The 19646-nt window shown below is 65.4% G+C and carries 21 protein-coding genes; 8 read left to right on the forward strand and 13 right to left on the reverse strand.

Annotation, left to right across the window (positions count from 1 at the left end):
- Positions 1-2: 2 nt before the first annotated feature.
- From IEX78_RS02010 to IEX78_RS02025, 4 genes are read left to right on the forward strand one after another with little or no spacing between them, the layout of a single operon-like run.
- Positions 3-1061, forward strand: a complete 1059-nt coding sequence (locus IEX78_RS02010) for a winged helix DNA-binding domain-containing protein (RefSeq protein ID WP_188826974.1) — start codon at positions 3-5, stop codon at positions 1059-1061.
- Positions 1058-2137, forward strand: coding sequence for an NAD(P)H-dependent amine dehydrogenase family protein (locus IEX78_RS02015; RefSeq protein WP_188826975.1), 1080 nt, complete (start codon positions 1058-1060; stop codon positions 2135-2137). Before IEX78_RS02010 ends, IEX78_RS02015 begins: the two co-directional genes overlap by 4 nt.
- On the forward strand, positions 2134-2613 hold the full coding sequence (locus IEX78_RS02020; RefSeq protein WP_188826976.1) for a carboxymuconolactone decarboxylase family protein: 480 nt from the start codon (positions 2134-2136) through the stop codon (positions 2611-2613). Before IEX78_RS02015 ends, IEX78_RS02020 begins: the two co-directional genes overlap by 4 nt.
- 21 nt (positions 2614-2634) lie before the next feature.
- A complete protein-coding gene (locus IEX78_RS02025; RefSeq protein WP_188826977.1) occupies positions 2635-3048 on the forward strand; it encodes an NUDIX hydrolase in 414 nt (137 codons plus the stop codon).
- Positions 3049-3190: 142 nt separating this feature from the next.
- On the opposite strand, the gene IEX78_RS02030 is transcribed toward IEX78_RS02025, so the two are convergent.
- The 12 genes from IEX78_RS02030 to IEX78_RS02085 form a co-directional block, all read right to left on the reverse strand.
- Positions 3191-3796, reverse strand: coding sequence for a GTP-binding protein (locus IEX78_RS02030; protein ID WP_188826978.1), 606 nt, complete (start codon positions 3794-3796; stop codon positions 3191-3193).
- Positions 3777-4151, reverse strand: a complete 375-nt coding sequence (locus IEX78_RS02035) for a DUF742 domain-containing protein (protein ID WP_188826979.1) — start codon at positions 4149-4151, stop codon at positions 3777-3779. Before IEX78_RS02035 ends, IEX78_RS02030 begins: the two co-directional genes overlap by 20 nt.
- 12 nt (positions 4152-4163) lie before the next feature.
- Complete coding sequence (locus IEX78_RS02040) at positions 4164-4571, reverse strand: roadblock/LC7 domain-containing protein (protein ID WP_188826980.1); 408 nt, start codon at positions 4569-4571, stop codon at positions 4164-4166.
- Between the two features lies 1 nt (position 4572).
- Complete coding sequence (locus IEX78_RS02045; RefSeq protein WP_308426508.1) at positions 4573-6813, reverse strand: sensor histidine kinase; 2241 nt, start codon at positions 6811-6813, stop codon at positions 4573-4575.
- A gap of 239 nt (positions 6814-7052) precedes the next feature.
- Complete coding sequence (locus IEX78_RS02050) at positions 7053-7463, reverse strand: DUF779 domain-containing protein (protein WP_188826982.1); 411 nt, start codon at positions 7461-7463, stop codon at positions 7053-7055.
- Positions 7463-8941 (reverse strand): aldehyde dehydrogenase family protein, encoded by a 1479-nt coding sequence (locus IEX78_RS02055; protein ID WP_188826983.1) that lies wholly within the window; start codon positions 8939-8941, stop codon positions 7463-7465. The genes IEX78_RS02050 and IEX78_RS02055 overlap by 1 nt, the downstream gene beginning before the upstream one ends.
- Before the next feature lie 98 nt (positions 8942-9039).
- Positions 9040-10287, reverse strand: coding sequence for a transcriptional regulator (locus IEX78_RS02060; protein ID WP_229683652.1), 1248 nt, complete (start codon positions 10285-10287; stop codon positions 9040-9042).
- 105 nt (positions 10288-10392) lie between these two features.
- Complete coding sequence (locus IEX78_RS02065) at positions 10393-10716, reverse strand: hypothetical protein (protein ID WP_188826984.1); 324 nt, start codon at positions 10714-10716, stop codon at positions 10393-10395.
- 47 nt (positions 10717-10763) lie between these two features.
- Complete coding sequence (locus IEX78_RS02070) at positions 10764-11909, reverse strand: alkaline phosphatase family protein (RefSeq protein ID WP_229683653.1); 1146 nt, start codon at positions 11907-11909, stop codon at positions 10764-10766.
- Positions 11906-12223, reverse strand: a complete 318-nt coding sequence (locus IEX78_RS02075; RefSeq protein ID WP_188826985.1) for a nuclear transport factor 2 family protein — start codon at positions 12221-12223, stop codon at positions 11906-11908. Before IEX78_RS02075 ends, IEX78_RS02070 begins: the two co-directional genes overlap by 4 nt.
- A 100-nt stretch (positions 12224-12323) precedes the next feature.
- Positions 12324-12932, reverse strand: coding sequence for an HAD family hydrolase (locus IEX78_RS02080; protein ID WP_188826986.1), 609 nt, complete (start codon positions 12930-12932; stop codon positions 12324-12326).
- 38 nt (positions 12933-12970) lie between these two features.
- Entirely contained in the window at positions 12971-14125 is a 1155-nt protein-coding gene (locus IEX78_RS02085; protein WP_188826987.1) for an LLM class flavin-dependent oxidoreductase, read from the reverse strand.
- Between the two features lie 169 nt (positions 14126-14294).
- Here IEX78_RS02085 and IEX78_RS02090 point away from each other — a divergent pair, with 169 nt between their 5' ends.
- The 4 genes from IEX78_RS02090 (at position 14295) to IEX78_RS02105 (ending at position 19320) form a co-directional block, all read left to right on the forward strand.
- A complete protein-coding gene (locus IEX78_RS02090) occupies positions 14295-15794 on the forward strand; it encodes a flavin-containing monooxygenase (RefSeq protein ID WP_188826988.1) in 1500 nt (499 codons plus the stop codon).
- Positions 15795-15941: 147 nt separating this feature from the next.
- Positions 15942-17180: a GlnX family signal transduction membrane protein gene (locus tag IEX78_RS02095; RefSeq protein WP_229683654.1), complete on the forward strand. Its 1239-nt coding sequence runs from the start codon at positions 15942-15944 to the stop codon at positions 17178-17180.
- On the forward strand, positions 17177-18142 hold the full coding sequence (locus tag IEX78_RS02100; RefSeq protein ID WP_188826989.1) for a glutamate ABC transporter substrate-binding protein: 966 nt from the start codon (positions 17177-17179) through the stop codon (positions 18140-18142). Before IEX78_RS02095 ends, IEX78_RS02100 begins: the two co-directional genes overlap by 4 nt.
- On the forward strand, positions 18139-19320 hold the full coding sequence (locus IEX78_RS02105; RefSeq protein ID WP_229683655.1) for a hypothetical protein: 1182 nt from the start codon (positions 18139-18141) through the stop codon (positions 19318-19320). Before IEX78_RS02100 ends, IEX78_RS02105 begins: the two co-directional genes overlap by 4 nt.
- A gap of 172 nt (positions 19321-19492) precedes the next feature.
- Here IEX78_RS02105 and IEX78_RS24480 read toward each other — a convergent pair whose 3' ends face one another.
- Positions 19493-19624, reverse strand: a complete 132-nt coding sequence (locus IEX78_RS24480) for a hypothetical protein (RefSeq protein ID WP_268240887.1) — start codon at positions 19622-19624, stop codon at positions 19493-19495.
- Between the last annotated feature and the right edge of the window lie 22 nt (positions 19625-19646).

Below are 19646 nucleotides of genomic sequence, written 5' to 3' on the forward strand. Positions count from 1 at the left end.
CCATGGTGACTCTCACGTGGGATCAGGTATTCGCGTGGCGCATGGCGCGCCAGTTCATCACCGACGCTGACGGCGGATCGGCGGCTTCGGTCGCGCGGCGGCTTGCTGGCGTGCAGGCGCAAGTCGCGTCAGCGGCCGAAACCGCGGTCGCGTTACGTGGCGGGGGCGCCGTCGCCGACGCGCTCGACATCGGTGCGCTGGTGAAAACCTGGGCGATGCGCGGCACGCTGCACGCGATGACACCGAGCCATGCGGCGGCGGCGCTGTCGTTGATCGGGTCGGCGCGGACCTGGGAAAAGCCGTCATGGCAGAAGACATTCGGGGCAAGCCCCGCTGACATCGCCGCCCTCGTTGACGCGGTCGGCGACGTGCTCGCTGACCAGCCACTGACCCGCGACGAACTCGTCGACGCCATCGTCGCCGAGTCGCGGTTCGCGCACCTGAGCGACACGTTGCGCTCGGGTTGGGGCACCGTCCTCAAACCGCTCGCCTGGCAAGGCGCGCTCTGTCACGGCCCGATGCGCGGCACGAAGGTGACGTTCGGCTCGCCCGGACAGCTGATCCCCAAGTGGCCCGGTTTACCCGACCCCGACACCGCAGCCCGCGAACTGATCATGGCGTATCTGGGCGCGTACGGTCCCGCGACGCCGGAGGTCTTTGACGCGTGGCTGAGTCGAAATAGCTTGCGCAAGACCGTGCTTCGCGGCTGGTTCGCTGATCTGGGCGACGCGATCACCGAAGTTGACGTCGAAGGTCGCGTGGGATGGGTGCCCACCGAATTCGTCGACGACCTCGTCAACGCGAAACTCGACGGCGTGGTTCGGCTGCTCGGGCCATTCGATCAGTACGTGCTCGGACCGGGCACCGCCGACTCGGTGCTTATCCCGACCACCGCACGGAAATTGGTCAGTCGCGCGGCGGGCTGGATCTCGCCGGTAGTGCTCGTTGACGGTCGCGTTGCCGGTACGTGGGAACTCGTCGACGGTGATGTGGTCGCGTCGATGTTCGACAACAGCAATCCGCCTCCACTAAACCAAGCGCTTGCTACCCTCGGGAAATGATCCCCACGCTCGTCTGGGGCACCGGCAACGTTGGCCGCGCCGCGATCCGCGCGGTCACCGCTCACCCGGAGCTCGAACTCACCGGGGTGGTTGTCCACGACCCCGCCAAAGTTGGCACAGACGCGGGTGACCTCGCACGACTAGAACGCTCGCTCGGCGTCGCGGCAACCGACGACATCGCCGCCGTGCTATCCATCCAACCACGCGCGGTCGTCTACGCCGCCTCCGGCGACATCCGCCCCGACGACGCGCTCGCCGACATCATCACCGCCATCCGCGCTGGTGCCGTCGTGGTAACCCCCGCGCTTTATGCGCTCTACGACCCCGCGAGCGCGCCGCCCGAAGTCCGCGACCCCGTGCTCGCCGCGATCGAAGCGGGTGGCGGTTCCCTTTTCGTGTCCGGTGTCGATCCCGGGTGGGGCAACGATGTGTTGCCACTGTTGATGAGCGGGCTCAGTTCGACCATCGACGCGGTGCGGTGTCAAGAAATCTTCGACTACTCCACCTACGACCAACCCGACGCGGTGCGCTACCTCGTTGGGATGGGCCAACCGATGGACTACGCGCCGCCGATGCTGGCACAAGGGGTGCCAACGATGGTGTGGGGCGGGCAAATTCGGCTCCTCGCGCGTGGGCTCGGGGTGCAGCTCGACGACATCGTCGAAACGGTCGCCCGCGCGAAACTCGACGCGACCGTGGTCACGGAACTGATGGGCGAATTCGCGACGGGCACCCAAGGCGCGGTGCGCTTCGAAGTCCAAGGAATCGTGAACGGTGAACCGCTGATCGTGATCGAACACATCACCCGCATCCACCCCAGCGCCGCGCCTGATTGGCCAACTCCGCCCGACGGGGTCGGCGCGCATCGGGTGATCATCGAGGGCAGCCCGCGTATCGAAATCAACGTGGAGGCGGGCGACGAAGGCGGGAATCGGTCGGCGGGCGGAAACGCAACGGCCGTCGGCAGATTGGTGAACGCCATCGACTGGCTCGTCGCCGCCGAACCCGGGCTCTACGACGCGCTAGATGTGCCGCTGCGACCAGCGGTTGGCAAGCTCGGAAGGAGCTCGACGTGATCATTGACGTCCCCGAAGGATCCGACCCCATTGGTTACGTGTGGGGCGAAATGGTTCCCGGCATTGGCGTCGCTGCCGCCGGGTATTCGCTTGCGGTGTACGAACATTCGACGCTTGGGCTGCGGGAGTTCGAAGCGGCACGGTTGCGGATCGCCCAGATCAACGGCTGTTTGTTCTGTTTGGATTGGCGCACCGAACGCGACGGGATCAAGGTCGAGCCGGAATTCGTTGACGCCGTGACTAAGTGGCGAACCAGCGACGCGCTCGACGATCGCGCCCGACTTGCCGCCGAATATGCCGAGCGGTACGCCACCGATCACCACGGCATCAACGCCGAATTCTGGGCACGCATGTTCGCCCAGTACAGCCAAGCCGAAGTTGTTGAGTTGAGCATGAGCATTGGGTCGTGGTTGGCGTTCGGCCGACTCAACCGCGTGCTCGGCCTTGACGCGGTTTGCGTGCTGCCGGGCCACTGATGGGGGCATAGGCTTGCCGTTGTGGCAGACCACTCCGCTCAGCAAGTCGTCGATACCGTCGCCTGGGTCCTAATCGAGGACGGCCGCATTCTGTGCGGGCGACCGCGCGGCAAGGATGTGTTCTTCATCCCCGGCGGCAAACGCGAACCCGGCGAAACCGACACCGAAACGTTGGTGCGGGAGGTGGCCGAAGAGTTGTCCGTCGCGATCGACCCGGAATCGGCCGCTCACGTCGGCACTTACGCCGCCCCTGTGCCCGGTCACGACAATCTCATCGTCACGATGGCGTGCTACACCGCCGACTACCGCGGCGTGCTCACCGCGAGCAGCGAGATCGAGGCGCTCGCGTGGTTCAGCCTCGCCGACCGCGACCGCGTCCCACCGGTTGACCAGCTCCTTTTCGACGACCTCGCCGCCGCCGGACTACTGCGCTGACGGGCCGCAATGCCCGCACTCGCGCGCATTAGCCGGAATACAGCCCGCACAGTGGGCCGATCGACAGCCTCACGCTCGCCCGTGTGAAAACCGACACGTGGGCGAGCGTGGGAAGCTGTGGAAGGGCAGTCGCCGAACCGGGTTAAGTCCTCACCGGGGTGCGGGTCGCGCGATCGATGAGGTACTCAACCAGGTGCGTCAACACCGCCTTGGATGAAGGGCGATCGCGCGCGTCGCACAGCATGACCGGCGTCGTCAGATCCAGGTCGAGGGCGTCGCGGACCTCGGCCTCGGTGTAGCGCGGGGCGTCGTCGAAACAGTTCACCGCGATCAGGAACGGCAGCCCCCGCCGTTCGAAAAAGTCAACGGCGGCAAAGGAATTCGAGAGTCGGCGCGTGTCAGCGATCACGATCGCACCGAGCGCACCACGGCACAGTTCGTCCCACAGGAACCAGAATCGGTCCTGACCGGGCGTGCCGAACAGGTACAGCACAAGGTCGCGGTCGATGGTGATGCGACCGAAGTCGAGCGCCACCGTGGTAGTCGACTTACCCTCCACCCCCGACAAATCGTCGACGCCGGTGCTGACCTCGGTGATCAGTTCCTCAGTGCGCAGCGGCGCGATCTCGCTGATCGACGACACCATTGTCGTCTTACCAACGCCGAAGCCGCCAGCGATGAGGATCTTCACCGACGCGGCCAAATGCGGCCCACCGGGGGAGGTTTGGTCAAAGTTTTCGGATGCCATCGAGAACCGCTCGCAATACGTTGAGGTCGCCGGCGCCCGCATCGGTCACTACCGGCGCGCGGAAGATGAGGTGACCCTCGCCGATGAGATCACCGACGAGGATCTTGGTCACCGCCAGAGGCAGTTTGAGCACGGCCGACACCTCGGCCACCGACTGCGGACGCTTGCACAGGCGCGCGATCGTCGCGTATTCGGGTTCAGGACGACGCAAAGTGGGCGCGGGATGAACCGCGATCACCACCGTGAGCATGTCCAGGTCGTGCGCCGCACCCATGGTGCGGCCGCGGGTCACCGCGTAAGGCCGGACAAGAGGTCCGGCCGCGTCGTCGTACCACGGATCACCGAGTCGAGACATGGGTCGCGCTTTCTATAGTTCGGCCAGCCCGTGTCGCGGTTCGGTCGACAAGTAGCCGCCAACCCGCTGCACGGTCAGGTTCATCTCGTAGGCGACCATGCCGAGGTTGGCCGTGTCACTCGCTTGCAATGCCAGGCAGGCGTTTTCGCCCGCTGACGTGACGAACAGGACCGCGCGGTCGAGTTCGATCACCGCTTGGCGGACACCGCCGCCATCGAATCGGCTTCCCGCACTACGTGCTAGCCCGTACAGGGTCGACGACATCGCCGCGAAGTGTTCCGCGTCCTCGCGCTTCATTTGCGAGGAACGACCGAGCATGAGCCCGTCGGTGGACAACACGACCGCGTAACGGACCCCGGCGAGTCGATCGACGAGATCGTCTAGCAGCCAGTTGAGATCACCTGGGTGAGAGGAGTTCACCTCAGCCTTCCTGTTCGTCGGAATTCGGATTCGACAGCGGCTTGCGCCCCTGCCGTGTGCCGTTTTCGATCGCGGACATGATGTCGCGCGCTTGTTCGGCGGTGCGTGGTCGGCCGGGCGCGGGATGCGTCGCGGTCGGGGTTGGGTCTTCGGACAGTTCCGGTGCCAGGTTCGCTTGACGATTGCGCCGCGGCAGGGCCGGACGTTCCTCTTCACGCGAAAAGTGTTGCGGTGCAGGGGGAGTAACGGGATCTTGGGCCGGGGTGGGCGGTTCGGCGACCAACGTCGCGACCGGCGACGGGCTGGCCTCAGCGACGGGCGCGGCGGGCAGTTGCGCCTGCGGCGGCAAACCGCGACGCAGCGGTCCGGTGGTCACGGGCGCGACGCCGGGCAGGTCGGCTTCGCCGGCGAGCAGCGCGGTCGGGACGAGGACAATGGCTTTGATGCCGCCGTAGTCGGATTCGCTCAGTCGCACCGTAACCCCGTGCGCCAGCGCGAGGCGGGCGACGACGAACAGGCCGAGGCGCGAATCTGACGACAGCGTGCCAACACCAAAGTCCGGCGGGGCGGCGAGCATCTCGTTGTAGTGGGCGAGGTCATCGTCGCTCATGCCCATGCCCTGGTCGGTGATCTCGATGACCACGCCCTTGCCAACGATGTTGCCGCTGGCTTCGACTCGCGACTGCGGCGGCGAGAAGGCCGTCGCGTTGTCGACGAGTTCGGCGAGCAGGTGCACAAGGTCGGCGATGACGGTGCCGATCACCATCACCTCGGGCAGCTTGTTGACGCGCACCCGGGCGTAATCGAGGGTTTCGCCGATCGCCGAGCGCACCACGTCCATCACCGGGATGGGGTTGCGCCACTGGCGACCCGGGCGACCACCGCCGAGAATGATGAGGTTTTCCGCGTTGCGGCGTTCGCGAGTGGCGAGGTGGTCAAGGCGGAACAGTGTCTCCAACAGTGCCGGATCTTCTTGTCGCCGTTCGGCTTCGTCGAGAATTTCGAGCTGACGATGCACCACGATCTGGCTGCGGTGGGCGATGTTGAGGAACACCGCGCGCACACCTTCACGGGTACGTGCCTCGTCGACAGCGGCTTTGAGCGCGGCGGCGGCAGCGTGTTCGAACGCCTTGGCCACCTGGCCGATTTCGTCAATGCCGAAATCGAGGCGCGGAGCGATGCGGTCGGAGTCGACGTCGCCACCGTCGCGCAGGATCTGCATCGTCGCGGGCAGCTGCTTGTCGGCGAGCATCAGCGTCTCAGTGCGCAGGCGGCGCAGGCGGCGGATGATGCGGTTGGCGAGGATGACGGCAACGAGGAAGACCAGGGCGCTGAGCGCCACGATGCCGCCACCGGCCAGCGCCGCGGTGACCTCGGCCTGTCGCGCGACATCGCCAGCGTGGGCCTGCTCGGCGCGGTTGTGCTTAGTGTAGATATCAAGCAGCGAGGCGCTGACCATGTCGGTCGCGCTATGCCATTCCGCGCTCGTCATCGGCAGGGGCGCCGGTTTCACGGCCGCCGCCGGATTGGCGAATCTGGCAACGATCGCGTTGTTCATCGCGATGACCTGGTTGTACTGCGGTGACGCGAGCAGCGTGGCGACCTGGCTGTTGCCGCTGGTCGCCAATTCGGCGGCAAGCAACGCCAATTCGGTGGGGAAGTGGCCGCTCTGGCGAACGAACTCGTCGAAGGTGCCCGTCGGGGCGCTGTTGGCCGCGACGATCGCGGTGGCGAGGGAGTTGCTGCGCGACATCGACTCAATGGCGGTGAGGAAGCGCTGACCTTGAATGATGCCAACGGCCACCTCGGCATTTGGCGAATTCAACGCCGCGACCAGGCTGCCGACAATGAACTTGTCGAGGACCTGGGCGAAGAAGCCGTAGGCGTCGGGCACGGGAATCATGCCCACGTCGGCCGCGCCGCGCACCTGAAGCAGCCCAGCGCGCAATTGCTCGAATCCGGCGGGGTCGTCGCCGATGTCGGTGCCTTTGACCGCGCGCGCTTTCTGCACCGCGATGTTGAGCGCCGACGACGCGGTGTCAACGCGGGTGCGTGCGGCCGGGAGCGCGGGGGCGGCGCTGTCGTCGCCAGCCAAAACCGCAAGGGTCAGTGAACGTTCCGATTGGAACGCCGCGACCAATTCAAGGTTGGGCTCAATCATGGCTTGGAGCTGGTAGGACCAGTCCTTAGCGGTGTTGCTTTCCTTGATCAGATAACCTGCGGTCCCTACGCCAACTGCCACCAGGGTGAAACTGGGTATCAGGGCGATCGCCAAGATCCGGGTTCGAACACCGAGCCTCGCTAAGAACATCGCCATAACGTAACGGAATCGTTGCAGTCTTGTCGTGCGTGTCTCGCTGAGCGAGACAGACATTGAGGGTTCTCCGCCGGAGAGCTCACCCCGCCGACCGAGTAGTCGATCGCCCAATCGGCGGGGGCTCACCATGACCTGGTCGTCACCGACCAGGTCAAGTCTGGGAATTACAGCGCGCGATCAGCACCGGTGCGTGGCGGTGGCGCCGCGGCGAGCGCCGCGTCTTCTTCGGGGGTGAGATCGCGATGGCGAAGGATAAAACGCAACCCCTGGCCCGCTTCTAGCGAGTCGGCGGTGGCTTCGCCGCGCATCACGTCAAGGGTCAGCAAACTGTGCTTCCAACATTCGAAAGCGTCTGCGCTGATCCAGAATTCAGTGTGCCAGCTGAGTCTGCCTAGCAGCAGATCGGCCTGGTCAGCCCGGAATTGGCGCGTCGATAAACACACCGGTGGGTCGGGCGGACCGTCGACGCAGTCGCCGCCTTGGCGGAACAGCACCGGGCCATGTTCCTCAATGAGGTTGCGCAGTAACGTTTCCGCGCGATCAGTGATTTCGACCCGATGGATGCGGTTTTGCATTACCGCCTCCCCGTCGCGGAAAAACTGACAAGCAGATTCTTGGTGCGCTGGTAGTGATCGAGCATCATGGCGTTGTTCTCCCAGGCATGCGCCGGATAGACGTGATGACGGTTAGTCCAAATGCGGCCCGCGCTAAGCCCATTCGCGAGTTCGTAGGCGGTGTTGAGGTCGCGGGTCCACACGCCCGCACCGAGGCCATATCGCGCATCGTTCGCCGCATCGATTGCCTCAGTGAGGGTGTCGAAGCGTGACACGGTGACAATCGGGCCAACGATGTCTTCAGCGACGACGCGCATCTCGTCCGCCGCTTCGATAATGGTTGGCTCGATGTAATAGCCACCGGGCAGACCGTCGACCTTGCGTGCTTCCCCTCCAGTGAGCACGCGGGCGCCTTCGGCCCTACCAATATCGAAGTAGGACAAGATCTTTTCGTACTGATCGTTGCCAGATTGGGCGCCGATCATCGTCCGGGTATCGAGTGGATGCCCAGACACGATGGCCTCGGTGCGGGTGGTGCAGCGGGCGAGGAACTCGTCGTAAATCGACGAGTGGATCAGTGCGCGTGCGGGGCACGGACACACCTCGCCCTGGTTCAGGGCGAACATCACGAACCCTTCGACGGCGTTGTCGAGGAATTCGTCGTCGTTCGCGAGGATGTCGGCGGTGAAGATGGCAGGACACTTGCCGCCCAACTCCAACGCGACCGGCACCATGTTGGCTCCGGCGTAGCCGACGATGCGCCGACCAGTGGCCGGGCGACCGGTGAAGTCGACAAGCCCGAGCCGCGGACTGGCAGCGAGCGGTTTGCCCGCTTCGCTACCAAAGCCGTTGACGACGTTGAGGACTCCCGGCGGCAGCAGGTCGGCGATGAGTTCGATGACAAGCAGGATCGATGCCGGGGTGAGCTCAGACGGTTTGAGGACAACACAGTTGCCCGCGGCCAACGCCGGGGCGATTTTGCGTGCGGCAAGCAGAATCGGAAAATTCCACGCGACGATCTCACCGACAACACCCAACGGTTCATACAGGTGATAGGCGACGGTCTTGCCTTCAAGCGCCGACACCGCGCCTTCGCGTGCACGCAGCAGCGCGGCGAAGCAGCGGAAATGGTCGACCGCCATCGGCAGGTCGGCGGTAAGCGTTTCGTGGACGGGTTTGCCGTTGTCCCACGTTTCGGCGACCGCGAGCGGTTCGATGCTGTTTTCCAGGCGTTCAGCGATTTTCAGCAGGATGTCGGCGCGATCAGCTACCGGTGTTGCCGCCCATTTCTCGGTGGCCGCTTCGGCGGCGTCGATCGCCATCTCAATATCGGCCGCCGTTGAGCGGGGAACCTGGCAAAAAATCTCTCCGTCGACCGGAGACGTGTTGTCGAAATAGCGGCCTTCGACCGGGGCGAGCCAGTCACCACCAATGAAGTTGTCGTACCGGGCGGCATAACTGACGATGCCTGTTCCCGATCCGGGCTTGCCGTAAATCATGCGTCTCGCTCCTCGCGACCTGTGCGTGGTGGCTCACACTATGGTCGGGCAAGGTTGGTACGAGGTTGGCAAACCTATTTGCGCACGTCAGCGGCAGGTTAAGACCGGTTCGCGGTGAACAATCTGGCCGAAACGACAGCACGCCGCACGTCGTCAGGGGGCAGCAAAGCGAGGGCGTGTTCATGGATTTCGACATCGCCGGGGCAGCGCTGCCCGAACGCGACCGCGTGCTCGGGTCGGTCACTGGCAAGGACCGCGTTACGGATACCGACATCGAGGTGGTCGCGCCACTGCTCGACACCGGGCAAATCCGAACCAGGAAGCAGCGGACCGCGATACAGCCATAGCGCTGAGGTGAGGTCGCCACCTTCGATCGCGGCGAGCAGTTCGACAGCGTCGCACGCGATAGGTGCGGTGAGCATGTAGCGGCGGTTCGCGATTTCGCCTCGGGTGGCCCGACGCAGGTGCGACACATCCGATTTCAGCGTGCTCAACGAAATGGCGCGGTCGCCGTAAACAGCGGCCTGGAGTTGTTCGGGGGTGTAGCCGTCGGGTTCGAGGGTGAGCAACGCCAAGATCGCCAACTGACGCGGCGGCAACGGCACCGGTCGACCGTCACGCAGAAGTCGTGCTGTCCCAAGGCATTCCAACCGCACACCCGGTGCTGGCGCGGGCGCTTCGGCACGCAACATCGTCTCGACCGCCGTCACGAGCGCACGCACCGACGTCATCACCATCGGATGGGAACGCTCCCACGTCGACGACAAATCGAGCACCCCAACTTGGCGGCCGTCGGGGCCGTGGATCGGCGCGGAATAGCACACCCACCCATGCAGCGCGGCGACCAAATGCTCGGCGGAAAACACGGTGACCGCACGATCGTCATGCAACGCGAGCGATAAACCGTTGGTGCCCATATGGCTTTCGTCCCACACCCCGCCCGGCGCGAAGTTCACCGCTTCACCCTGACGACGCAAAGCGCGATCGCCAGCGGTCCACAAGATGGTCCCCGATTCGTCACTGACGACAGCGAGATACCCCGAATCCTCGGCGATGCCACGCAGGTGACCGGCCATTTCGGTGATGGGTCGCCGCAGCGGCGACTCCGACCAACGGTCGCTGACGTTGTTGAAACCGGGCGCTTCGGTACGCGACGGGTCGACGGTGGGCAGCGACCGTTGCCACGACGCGGCGACCTGCGAGCGGACCGCGCCGGTATCCTCGGGTAGGCGCAACGGGCGTGCGGGACCTGCGGCAAGCCGATGCCAATCCTTTTCGAGTTCGACTCGGTAGCCGTCTAGCTCGTCACCCCGCCCGATACGGGCCGGTTCGTTTGGCTTGTCCACAGACCACTCCTGCGCTCGGGGAGGCGGTTTCCTGTTTAGCAGGTGCGGCCATCGACCGGGCGGCTTCGCAGGGCCAGGATTGTCTTGCCCGGTTGACGACCGCGCCTAGCGAGGAATGAGCAGGCCCGCGATATCAGCGTTTTTGATCGGGGTATCCGGGTTGCGCTGACCTGCGCAAAGGACGTCGAGCTGGACCATCACGCTGTCGACAAGCGTGCCCGACGGTTCGTTGCTGGTGCCGGTCTTCTGCTTCACCGCTTTTGTCACCGTGACGCGTTTGGTGTCGTTGTCCTGGTTCACATAGTCGCGGCACGGAGTGTCGCCACCCTGGTTGAGCGCTTGAGCCACCTCGGTGCACGCGCTCGTCGCGAGGGTAAGCGCGGCCAAACCCGCTGTGATGACACTGATTCGGCGAGCGGTCGCGGCCATGAGACGTCCTCCTACGGTGCAGTCTCCGACAGCTTAGGCCGACACACTCAGCTTCGGAGGATCCGTAGCGGAACGAGCAGTTCAGCGCTGGTCAGCGAACCGTGATGACCAACCATGCGCGACGAATTGGGTTCCGCGTGCGTGCGAACGACCCCGGCACCGTCGCGGGCGACGGCAACGAGATCGCCAATCCGGTACGCCGCTTCCGGCGTGACGGTCGGGCCAAACCAGCCAGCGTCGATCACCTCGGCGCGGGTGTGGACGGCGAAGGCGTCGCCGAGCGCGCCAGCCCAGGTCGTGGCGACGTCGTCGGTCGCGCCGTCGGCGGTGTAAACGAAGCGGGCGCGTGGTTCGCCGCCGAGCGCGACCACGCCTTCGCGCAAATGCGGGTGAGTGTCGAAGTCGATGGGGTCGGTGAGTTCGACCATGCCGTGGTCGGCGGTCACGATTAGCGCGGAGCGGGCGGGCAGGCGTTGTGCCAGATCGGCGATGATGCGGTCGGTATTGGTGAGCTCGAAATCCCATGCGCGCGAACGTGGTCCGCGGACGTGACCGGTGGAGTCGAGTTCCGAATGGTAGGCGTAGACAAGGCTTTTCGGGGCCATAGTCAATGCGCTCAAGACACCGTCGATGAGGTCACCGACGGAATACGTCGCACGGAACCCACCGCCACGCCAGCCCGCTCGACTGAGCCCCGACCCTTCTTGATACCCCGGCGCGACCTGCACCGCCGCGATCCCCGCGCTCGCGCACCGTTCAAAGATGGTCTCGTGTGGCTGGATGCGTTCGGGTGGAAAGGCAAGCAGCGCATCCACTTTCGGGCCCTCGCCCGTGAGGCGCCACCGCAGGGTGTTGAACAACCGCTCCTCGCCGGGCAGGCGCATGAGGTAGCTGACGATGCCGTGCTCGCCAGGACCAACCCCGACGCCGAGGCTGGTGAGACTCGTCGCCGTCGTTGTTGGGAACGTCGCGGTGATGCTGCGCGCGGGCAGGCTCGTGAGGAAGGGAGCCGAATCGGCGTGGGCGGCAAGGGCTTCCGCGCCAAGACCATCGACGACGAAGACGCAAACATGGTCGACGTCGAGGCGTAGCCGTAGCTGGTCGGTCGCACCCGCCACGCCGAGGCAGGCGAGTACCGAGGGCAAAACGTCGGCGAGCGAATCGCCATAGCGCGGGACAAGCAGACGATTCACGCTTGCTCAGCTTCGAAACGCGCGATCAGGCCGTCACGGACGACGAACTGCCAATTTGTTCGCATCGACCCGCCTCGGGTGTTGGTGTAGTCAGCGACAAACGACAGACCGTCGGCACAGATCGTTTCGACCCGGATGTGGCCGTTGCTTGAGAAAATCTCGGCCTCGGTCCACTGGGCGAGGTCACGTTCGACCCCGTCGTCCGACATCGTCGCGTCCCTGGCTAGCACCGCGAAAAAGCGGTCCGTGTCGTGCGCGTTGAGCGCGTCGATGAACACCTCGACAGCGGGATCGAGCGGCGCGGTGGGCGACATGATGCCTCCTGCGGGAGTAACACACAACGGGACAACGCTGGTAGAGAGTGTTGTCCACTGTAAGTCAGCGTGTCCGTTTTTCCCGCGCGCCGCGTCGAAGCTAGTTTGACCCTCGATGGTCAGCGAGCCACGCCGGAAAGTCCGTCAAGCCGGGTAACACCACATCGGCACCGGCCGCGCGCAACGTCGCCTCGTCATGCGGGCCAGTAATGACCCCAACCGCATACGCACCGGCCGCTTTCGCGCCCTGCATGTCGCCCGCGTGATCACCGACGAAAACATCGGCGTGCTGGGCGCGCAGGACGTCGCCTTTGCCGGTCGACCACAGGTCACCAGCGAGATGGTCGACGGTCCAGCCGAGGTGGTCGACGTGCAGGCGGGCGTGCGGTTCGAATTTGCCCGTCACCACCAGCGCTCGGCCGTCGGCGCGGACCGCGTCGATCGACTCGGTCGCGCCCGGTAGTGCGGGGATGCGGGCGATGACGTCGGGGTAGAGCTCGCGGTAGCGCGTTACCAGAATGGCGATCAGGTCGTCGGGTGCGCCGGCGTCGCCAAGCAACGTCGCAAGCGGCGGGCCCAAATGCTCGGCGAATCGCGAACCGTCCATCGGGAGATCGAATTCGGCGGCGAGAGTGTCGATCGCGACGGCGACGCCGGGGCGCGAATCGATGAGCGTCATATCCAGGTCGAATCCGACGGTGATGGGCACGGTCGCGAGCCTAGTCAACCGTCGGATTCGCTGTCTGGTTAGCGCGTGGTGAACGGCGTCGCGAGGCCCGCGCGGGTCACGCGCTGCGGCCGCGCCGGGTGCTGCCACACACCCTTGCGTTCCAGAATCGGCAGCACACCCTCGCCAAACCAGTACGCCTCTTCCAAGTGCGGGTACCCCGACAGGATGAAGTGGTCGATACCGACAGCGGCGTATTCGAGGAGTCGATCGGCCACCTCAGCGTGCGAACCGACAAGCGCGGTGCCTGCGCCACCGCGAACCAGGCCAACGCCAGCCCACAGGTTCGGCGCGATTTCCAGGCCGTCCTTGCGACCGTTGTGCAGCTCGGCCATGCGGCGCTGACCTTCGGAATCGCTTTGCGCGAGGTTGGCTTGGACGGCTTCGATGGTGCCCGCCGGGATGGACTCAAGGAGTCGGTCGGCCTCGGCCCACGCCTGCTCGGAGGTGTCGCGCGAGATCACGTGAATGCGCAGACCGAAGTCGACCGTGCGGCCCTCGATCGCGGCGAGACCGCGAATCCAATCCAGCTTCTTCGCGACCGCGTCGACCGGCTCACCCCAGGTCAGGTACGTGTCGGCGTACCGGGCTGCGATCGGGCCAGCCGGGCCCGACGAACCACCGAAGAACACCGGCGGAATCGGGTCAGGACGCGCCGACAGCTGCGCGTTTTCTACGCGAAGATGCTCACCGGCGAAGCTGAACGGCTCGCTCGACTCCCACAGCTTGCGCACGATGTGCAGGAATTCGCCCGTGCGCGCATAGCGCTGGGTCTTGTCGAGGAAGTCGCCGTACGCCTCCTGTTCACGCTGCTCGCCGCCGGTCACGACGTTGAGTAAAAGGCGCCCGTCGGAGTGGCGTTGGAACGTCGCCGCCATCTGCGCGGCCAGCGTTGGGCTCACGAGACCGGGGCGCAGCGCGACAAGGAACTTCAGCGTCTCGCTGGTCTGCACGAGCATCGCGGTGGTGAGCCACGCGTCTTCACACCACGCGCCCGTCGGGGTGAGGACACCCTCGAAACCGACGTATTCGGAAGCGGCGGTGATCTGGTTGAGGTAGCGCAGCGTCGCGGGTCGGTCGCCGGACATCGAGCTGCCGTGTCCGCCTGGAATGAGCCCGCGCGAGTCGCCATAGGTGGGCAGGAACCAGTGGAACGACAGTTGTTGTTCGGTCATACGTCGATGCTGACCGCACGGTCGGGTCACGTCACCGATTCCGATCACGGTGCGCGTAATTCCCGACCGACCCCCGCAACTAGACGTAACTATGCGAAACACGTAACCTCGACTTAGGCGCGGGCGACGGTGCTCGGCCTCGACGACCCTTACGAAACGAGTTTCCTCAATGACGCGGCATGTCGACGTATTGATCATCGGCGCTGGCCTGTCCGGAATCGGCACGGCTTGTCACCTCACTCGCGAGCAGACCGGACGCACCTACGCGATCCTGGAGCGCCGCGAGCGCATCGGTGGCACGTGGGATCTGTTCAAGTACCCCGGCATCCGCTCCGACTCCGACATGCTCACCTTCGGTTTCGGTTTCCGCCCCTGGATCGGCACCAAGGTCCTCGCCGACGGCGCGAGCATCCGCAACTACGTCGAAGACACCGCCAAGGAATACGGCGTCACCGACCACATCAACTTCGGCCGCAAGTTCGTCTCGGCCGACTTCGACCGCGCCAACGCGCTGTGGACGGTCACCGCGGTCATCGAAGCCACCGGCGAAACCGAGACCTGGACGGCGAACGTCCTCGTCGGCGCCAGCGGCTACTACAACTACGACAAGGGCTACCAGCCCGACTTCCCCGGTCAGGAAGACTTCAAGGGCCAGATCGTGCACCCGCAGCACTGGCCGGAGAACTTCGACTACTCGGGCAAGAAGGTCGTCGTCATCGGTTCCGGTGCCACCGCGATCACCCTGATCCCGTCGATGGCCGACACCGCGAGCCACGTCACCATGCTGCAGCGTTCGCCAACCTGGATTCAGGCGCTGCCGTCGGACGACCCGGTCGCCATCGGGTTCAAGAAGGCGCGCGTCCCCGACCAGGTCGCCTACAAGATCGGTCGCGCACGCAACATCGCGCTGCAGCGCGCCAGCTTCCAGCTTTCGCGCACCAACCCGGAGCTGGCCAAGAAGCTCATGCTCGCCCAGGTGCGGTTGCAGCTCGGAAAGAAGGTCGACCTGCGCCACTTCACCCCCAGCTACAACCCGTGGGATCAGCGCCTGTGCGTCGTCCCCAACGGCGACCTGTTCAAGGTGCTCAAGAGCGGCAAGGCCGACATCGTCACCGACAAGATCGCCAAGTTCACCGAGAAGGGCATCCTGCTCGAATCGGGTCAGGAGCTTGAGGCCGACGTCATCGTCACCGCGACCGGCCTCAACGTCCAGATCCTGGGCGGCGCCACCCTCAGCATCGACGGTGAGCCGTTGAAGATGAACGAGACGGTCGCTTACAAGAGCGTCCTGTACTCCGACGTCCCCAACTTCCTGATGATCATCGGCTACACCAACGCGTCGTGGACGCTCAAGGCCGACCTCGCCGCCGCGTACCTGTGCCGCGTACTCAACATCATGCGCGACCGTGGCTACACCACCTTCGAGGTACACGCCAACCCCGAAGACTTCGCCGAAGAGTCGCTGATGGGTGGCGCGCTCACCTCCGGCTACATCCAGCGCGGCAACGGTGAAATGCCGCGTCAGGGTGCGCGTGGCGCGTGGAAGTTGATCAACAACTACTACCGCGACCGCAAGCTGATGCACGACGCGCCCATCGAAGATGGTGTGCTCCAGTTCAGCAAGACCGGCACCGCCGTGAAGCCGGGCGAAACGGCCGTCGGCGCTTAACAATTCACGGTCGGCTGACCGTTAACGAACCGGCCCCGCACATCAATAATGTGCGGGGCCGGTTCGCGTTTTTTCCCTGCGCGCGACCGGTGCCGCTCACGTAAGATCGCGGGCGAAACACCGCCGGGGGAGACGAAGGAGGCCGGTGTGGGTGCTGGTAGCTGGTTGCGCCGCTTCGCGCGCACAACACCGGGCGTTCTTGGGATCGGGCTGGTCGTCACCACGGTGCTGTGCGTAAGTGCGGGAATCGTTGCCGCACAAGCACAACAGGAGCGGGTTGCCCGTGCCGACCAAGCATTGGAACGCAGCGAACCCCTCGCACACGCGGCGCAACGGTTGTATGTGTCGCTGTCTGCCGCCGACGCGGGCGCATCGGCGGCGTTCCTGTCCGGTGGGGTCGAATCTCCGCAGGTGCGTGCGGTTTACGAGCAAGCCCTCGCCGAAGCCGCTGCGGCACTTGCCGAAACGACGACCGGTGCGACCGACCTAGCTACGCGTACCGCTGTCGCGCGGATCGCCGCTGACTTGCCCACCTACACCGGCTACGTGGAAACCGCGCGTGCCAACAACCGCCAAGGGTTTCCGGTTGGATCGGCGTATTTGAAGCAGGCGTCGAACGTTATGCAGACATCGCTGCTGCCCCAAGCTGAAGAGCTCACGAACGCGCGACTAGCTGCGGTGCGGGCCGATCAGCGGGCGGTGAGCAGCGTGTCGGCGCCCAGCGTCGTGCTGCTTGTCCTCGTCCTTATCGCCTGTGCCGCTTTGGCTTTCGTACTACTGCGACGCACTAACCGCACCGTCAACCGGGGTGTCTTCGCCGCGTTAGGGCTCACGGTGATCGCGTTCGGGTGGATTGTCGCCAGTGCTGGCGCCGCGCAGTTCCTCAACCTGGGCTCCGACGCGCGAGACCGGGTCGAAAACCTCTCGCGCGCACGCATTCTCGCGCATCAGGCTCGCACTGAGGAAACGCTAGCGCTGATCACGCGTGGCGACATCACCGCGCCCGAAGCGGCGTTCACCGCCCATGTCGACGAGCTCGGTTCGCGGCTTGTCGCCGTGGGTGCCAGCGACTCCGAAGCCGAACGGGCGCTCACGAATTGGCGCGCGGGCCACCACACGCAGCTCACCGCCTACAAGAACGCGAAGTACGGCGAGGCCGTCGCGCAAGCCATCGGCGGTGGCGGCGACGGGTCGGCGGCCAGCTTCACCCGGCTCGACAATCATCTACAGGCCGGGCTCACCGACGCCCGCACTGACCTGCGTGACGGATTCGATTCAACAGCAACAGTTTTGGCGCCAACGCCGATTGGCGTGCTCGTGCTGCTTTTCGCCGCTGCCGGTGCTGTCGTCGCCGGGTTGTGGCCGCGGATGAAGGAGTTCCTGTGAGGCTGATCCTCTCCGCCGCCGCGATCGGGTTGGCCGCGCTGCTGAGTAGTTGCACGGCCGCGTCCACGCCTACCGGTATCGAAGCGGTGCCCAACACGCACGCGCTGCCCGGTGCCGAGTGGCTCACGAACGCACCCGATGCCGAAGGGTCCGGTGGATGCGATACCGAAGCGCCGCTCGCGCCCGGTGCGCAGCCACGACCAGGTGCGATGCCGACCGGGTCGACGATGGCCGCGATTGTCGCCAACGGGCAGTTGCGCGTCGGGGTCGACCAGAACACCTACCTGTTCGGCTTCCGTAATCCGGCGACCGGCCAGCTCGAAGGGTTCGACATCGACCTCGCGCGTGAGATTTCGCGCGACCTCTTCGGTGACCCGAACAAGGTGCGGTTGCGGTCCGTCGCTGCCGCCGAACGCATTGATTTGCTGCGCAACAAAGACGTCGACCTGATCGTTCGCACCTTCTCGGCCACGTGTGAACGTCGCCGCGATGTCGACTTCTCCAGTGTGTATTACCGTGCGGCGCAACGAATTGCCGCGCCGAGCGGCTCGGGCATTACCGGGCTTGATTCGCTCGCTGGTAAACGGGTCTGCGTCGCGAAGGGGACCACGGCGGGCGCGCCGATGCTGTCGGCACCGGCCAAACCCAGGGTGCTTGGCGTCACGAGTTGGACCGATTGCCTTGTTGCCCTACAGGAAGGGCTCGTCGACGCGATCAGCGGCGACGAACCCATCCTCGCCGGGCTCGTCGCCCAGGACCGTAACCTCACCGTCGTCGGAGCACCGGTCAGCTCGGGCGCGTATGCGGTTGGCGTCACGAAAGGCGCCGACGACCTCGTCCGCTTCGTCAACGGGGTCCTCGACCGCACCCGCGCCGACGGCACATGGCAGCGGCTCTACCAAACCCACCTCGCCGCGCTCGGCCCGTCGCAGGGACCGCCAGCACCTCACTATGTGCGGTGAGCGTGACGCCAACACCGCTCAGCGTCGCTGAGATCGACCGCGAATTAGCTTCGCGTACCACCGAATTGGCGCAAATCGCGCAGACGCTGGTTGAGCTCGACCACCATCCGGGCATTGCGCTCGTCCGTCGGTATCGGCCAACGGGTGAAACCGCGCGGCGGTGGGTGCCCGTTGAGCAGGCGCTCGGGGCGCTGTGGGACGACGTCGCGATCCTGCGGTCCATCGTTGACGAAGCGACCGCGGTGCGAAGCCGACACGGCTCGCGCATCGACGACGCGACGCGAGCGCGCCTCACGACGCTGCTGATCGGGCAGCCGCACGAAATCGCGCGCACCCCAATCCCATTGGCGCAACGGGGTTTGGTTGGGCCGTACGAGACCGTGGTCGCGATCGGGATTGCTGACCTGCGCGTCAGGATGGAACAGGCGTTCGCCGTTGTCGGCCCGTTCACCGACGCGGTCGCGGAGATTCACGCGAAGGTGATCGAAGCGTCCGCGCAGATGCAGCGGGACATTGAACGGGCCGGTACTCCAGCCGCGATTACTGACGCGCTCGCATCGCTGCTCGGGCGCGCGGGTACCGATCCGCTTGGCTTCGCGCCTGGCGAACTCGCGTCTTCGATCGAATCCCTCAGGGCGGCAATTGAAGTCGAAGCCGCACGCCAGCGGGAGATCGCGGGTGTGATCGCCGAGTTGCGGGCTGGCGCACCCACATTGCGCGCCGACTGCGCCCGGCTCGCCGAACTTCAAGCCCGCGCTGACGCCGCAGCTCGCGAAGCCGAAGCAAAGGTGCGCACCGCGCCGCTGCCTGCCGGCGGTCGGGCCGCAGCCGAACTGTTAGCCGACGTGGACGCGCTCGTGTCCGCGGCACCGGCCAGTAAGATTGGCGACGCTGTCGTGAAACTGCGCGCCCAACTCGCCGAGTCCATCGAGAACGCAACGCGCAGAGCAACATTGGCGACGGGCCTGCTCGAGCGGCGCGAAGAACTACGCGGCCGCCACCGCGCCTATCGTGCGAAAGCGGTGCGCCTCGGCGTGATCGAAGACAGCGACGTGACCGCCGCCGACCGCATCGCCGCCGGGCTAGCCACCCGTGTCCCATGCGATCTCGCCCTGCTCACCCGCGCGATCGCCGACTATCGTTCGATCATCGGGGAGAAAGCGGGGAGGCAAGCATGAGATGCGCTGAAGTAGGGTGCGGCGGAACGATCGCTGACGGATATTGCGAGAGGTGCGGCACCGCACCGGTCGCCCAACCCGCTGCGTATCCCGGTGCGCCAGGCAGCGCGCCAACACCAAGTGCGGCGGTCGGATGCGGCGAAACCGGTTGCGCGGGAACGATTGTCGACGGCTATTGCGACGTGTGCGGCACCGCGCCCGGCGCGCCCGCGTGGCCGAGCAATCGCGCACCTAGCGCGTCGGTCGGCAGCCCAGTTCCGACGGTTTCGGGAAACGCGGTCGGGCCAAACCCGACTGTGTGCACCGAATCCGGTTGCGGCGGCGCG

It is taken from the genome of Nocardia camponoti (assembly GCF_014646135.1).
Classification (GTDB): domain Bacteria; phylum Actinomycetota; class Actinomycetes; order Mycobacteriales; family Mycobacteriaceae; genus Nocardia; species Nocardia camponoti.

What these genes read in the sequence shown, in the direction of transcription:
- IEX78_RS02010 (WP_188826974.1), top strand. Translation starts at nt 3, where the DNA reads ATGGTGACTCTCACGTGGGATCAGGTATTCGCGTGGCGCATGGCGCGC.
- IEX78_RS02015 (WP_188826975.1), top strand. Translation starts at nt 1,058, where the DNA reads ATGATCCCCACGCTCGTCTGGGGCACCGGCAACGTTGGCCGCGCCGCG.
- IEX78_RS02030 (WP_188826978.1), bottom strand. Translation starts at nt 3,796, where the DNA reads ATGGCATCCGAAAACTTTGACCAAACCTCCCCCGGTGGGCCGCATTTG.
- IEX78_RS02035 (WP_188826979.1), bottom strand. Translation starts at nt 4,151, where the DNA reads ATGTCTCGACTCGGTGATCCGTGGTACGACGACGCGGCCGGACCTCTT.
- IEX78_RS02050 (WP_188826982.1), bottom strand. Translation starts at nt 7,463, where the DNA reads ATGCAAAACCGCATCCATCGGGTCGAAATCACTGATCGCGCGGAAACG.
- IEX78_RS02055 (WP_188826983.1), bottom strand. Translation starts at nt 8,941, where the DNA reads ATGATTTACGGCAAGCCCGGATCGGGAACAGGCATCGTCAGTTATGCC.
- IEX78_RS02065 (WP_188826984.1), bottom strand. Translation starts at nt 10,716, where the DNA reads ATGGCCGCGACCGCTCGCCGAATCAGTGTCATCACAGCGGGTTTGGCC.
- IEX78_RS02075 (WP_188826985.1), bottom strand. Translation starts at nt 12,223, where the DNA reads ATGTCGCCCACCGCGCCGCTCGATCCCGCTGTCGAGGTGTTCATCGAC.
- IEX78_RS02085 (WP_188826987.1), bottom strand. Translation starts at nt 14,125, where the DNA reads ATGACCGAACAACAACTGTCGTTCCACTGGTTCCTGCCCACCTATGGC.
- IEX78_RS02090 (WP_188826988.1), top strand. Translation starts at nt 14,295, where the DNA reads ATGACGCGGCATGTCGACGTATTGATCATCGGCGCTGGCCTGTCCGGA.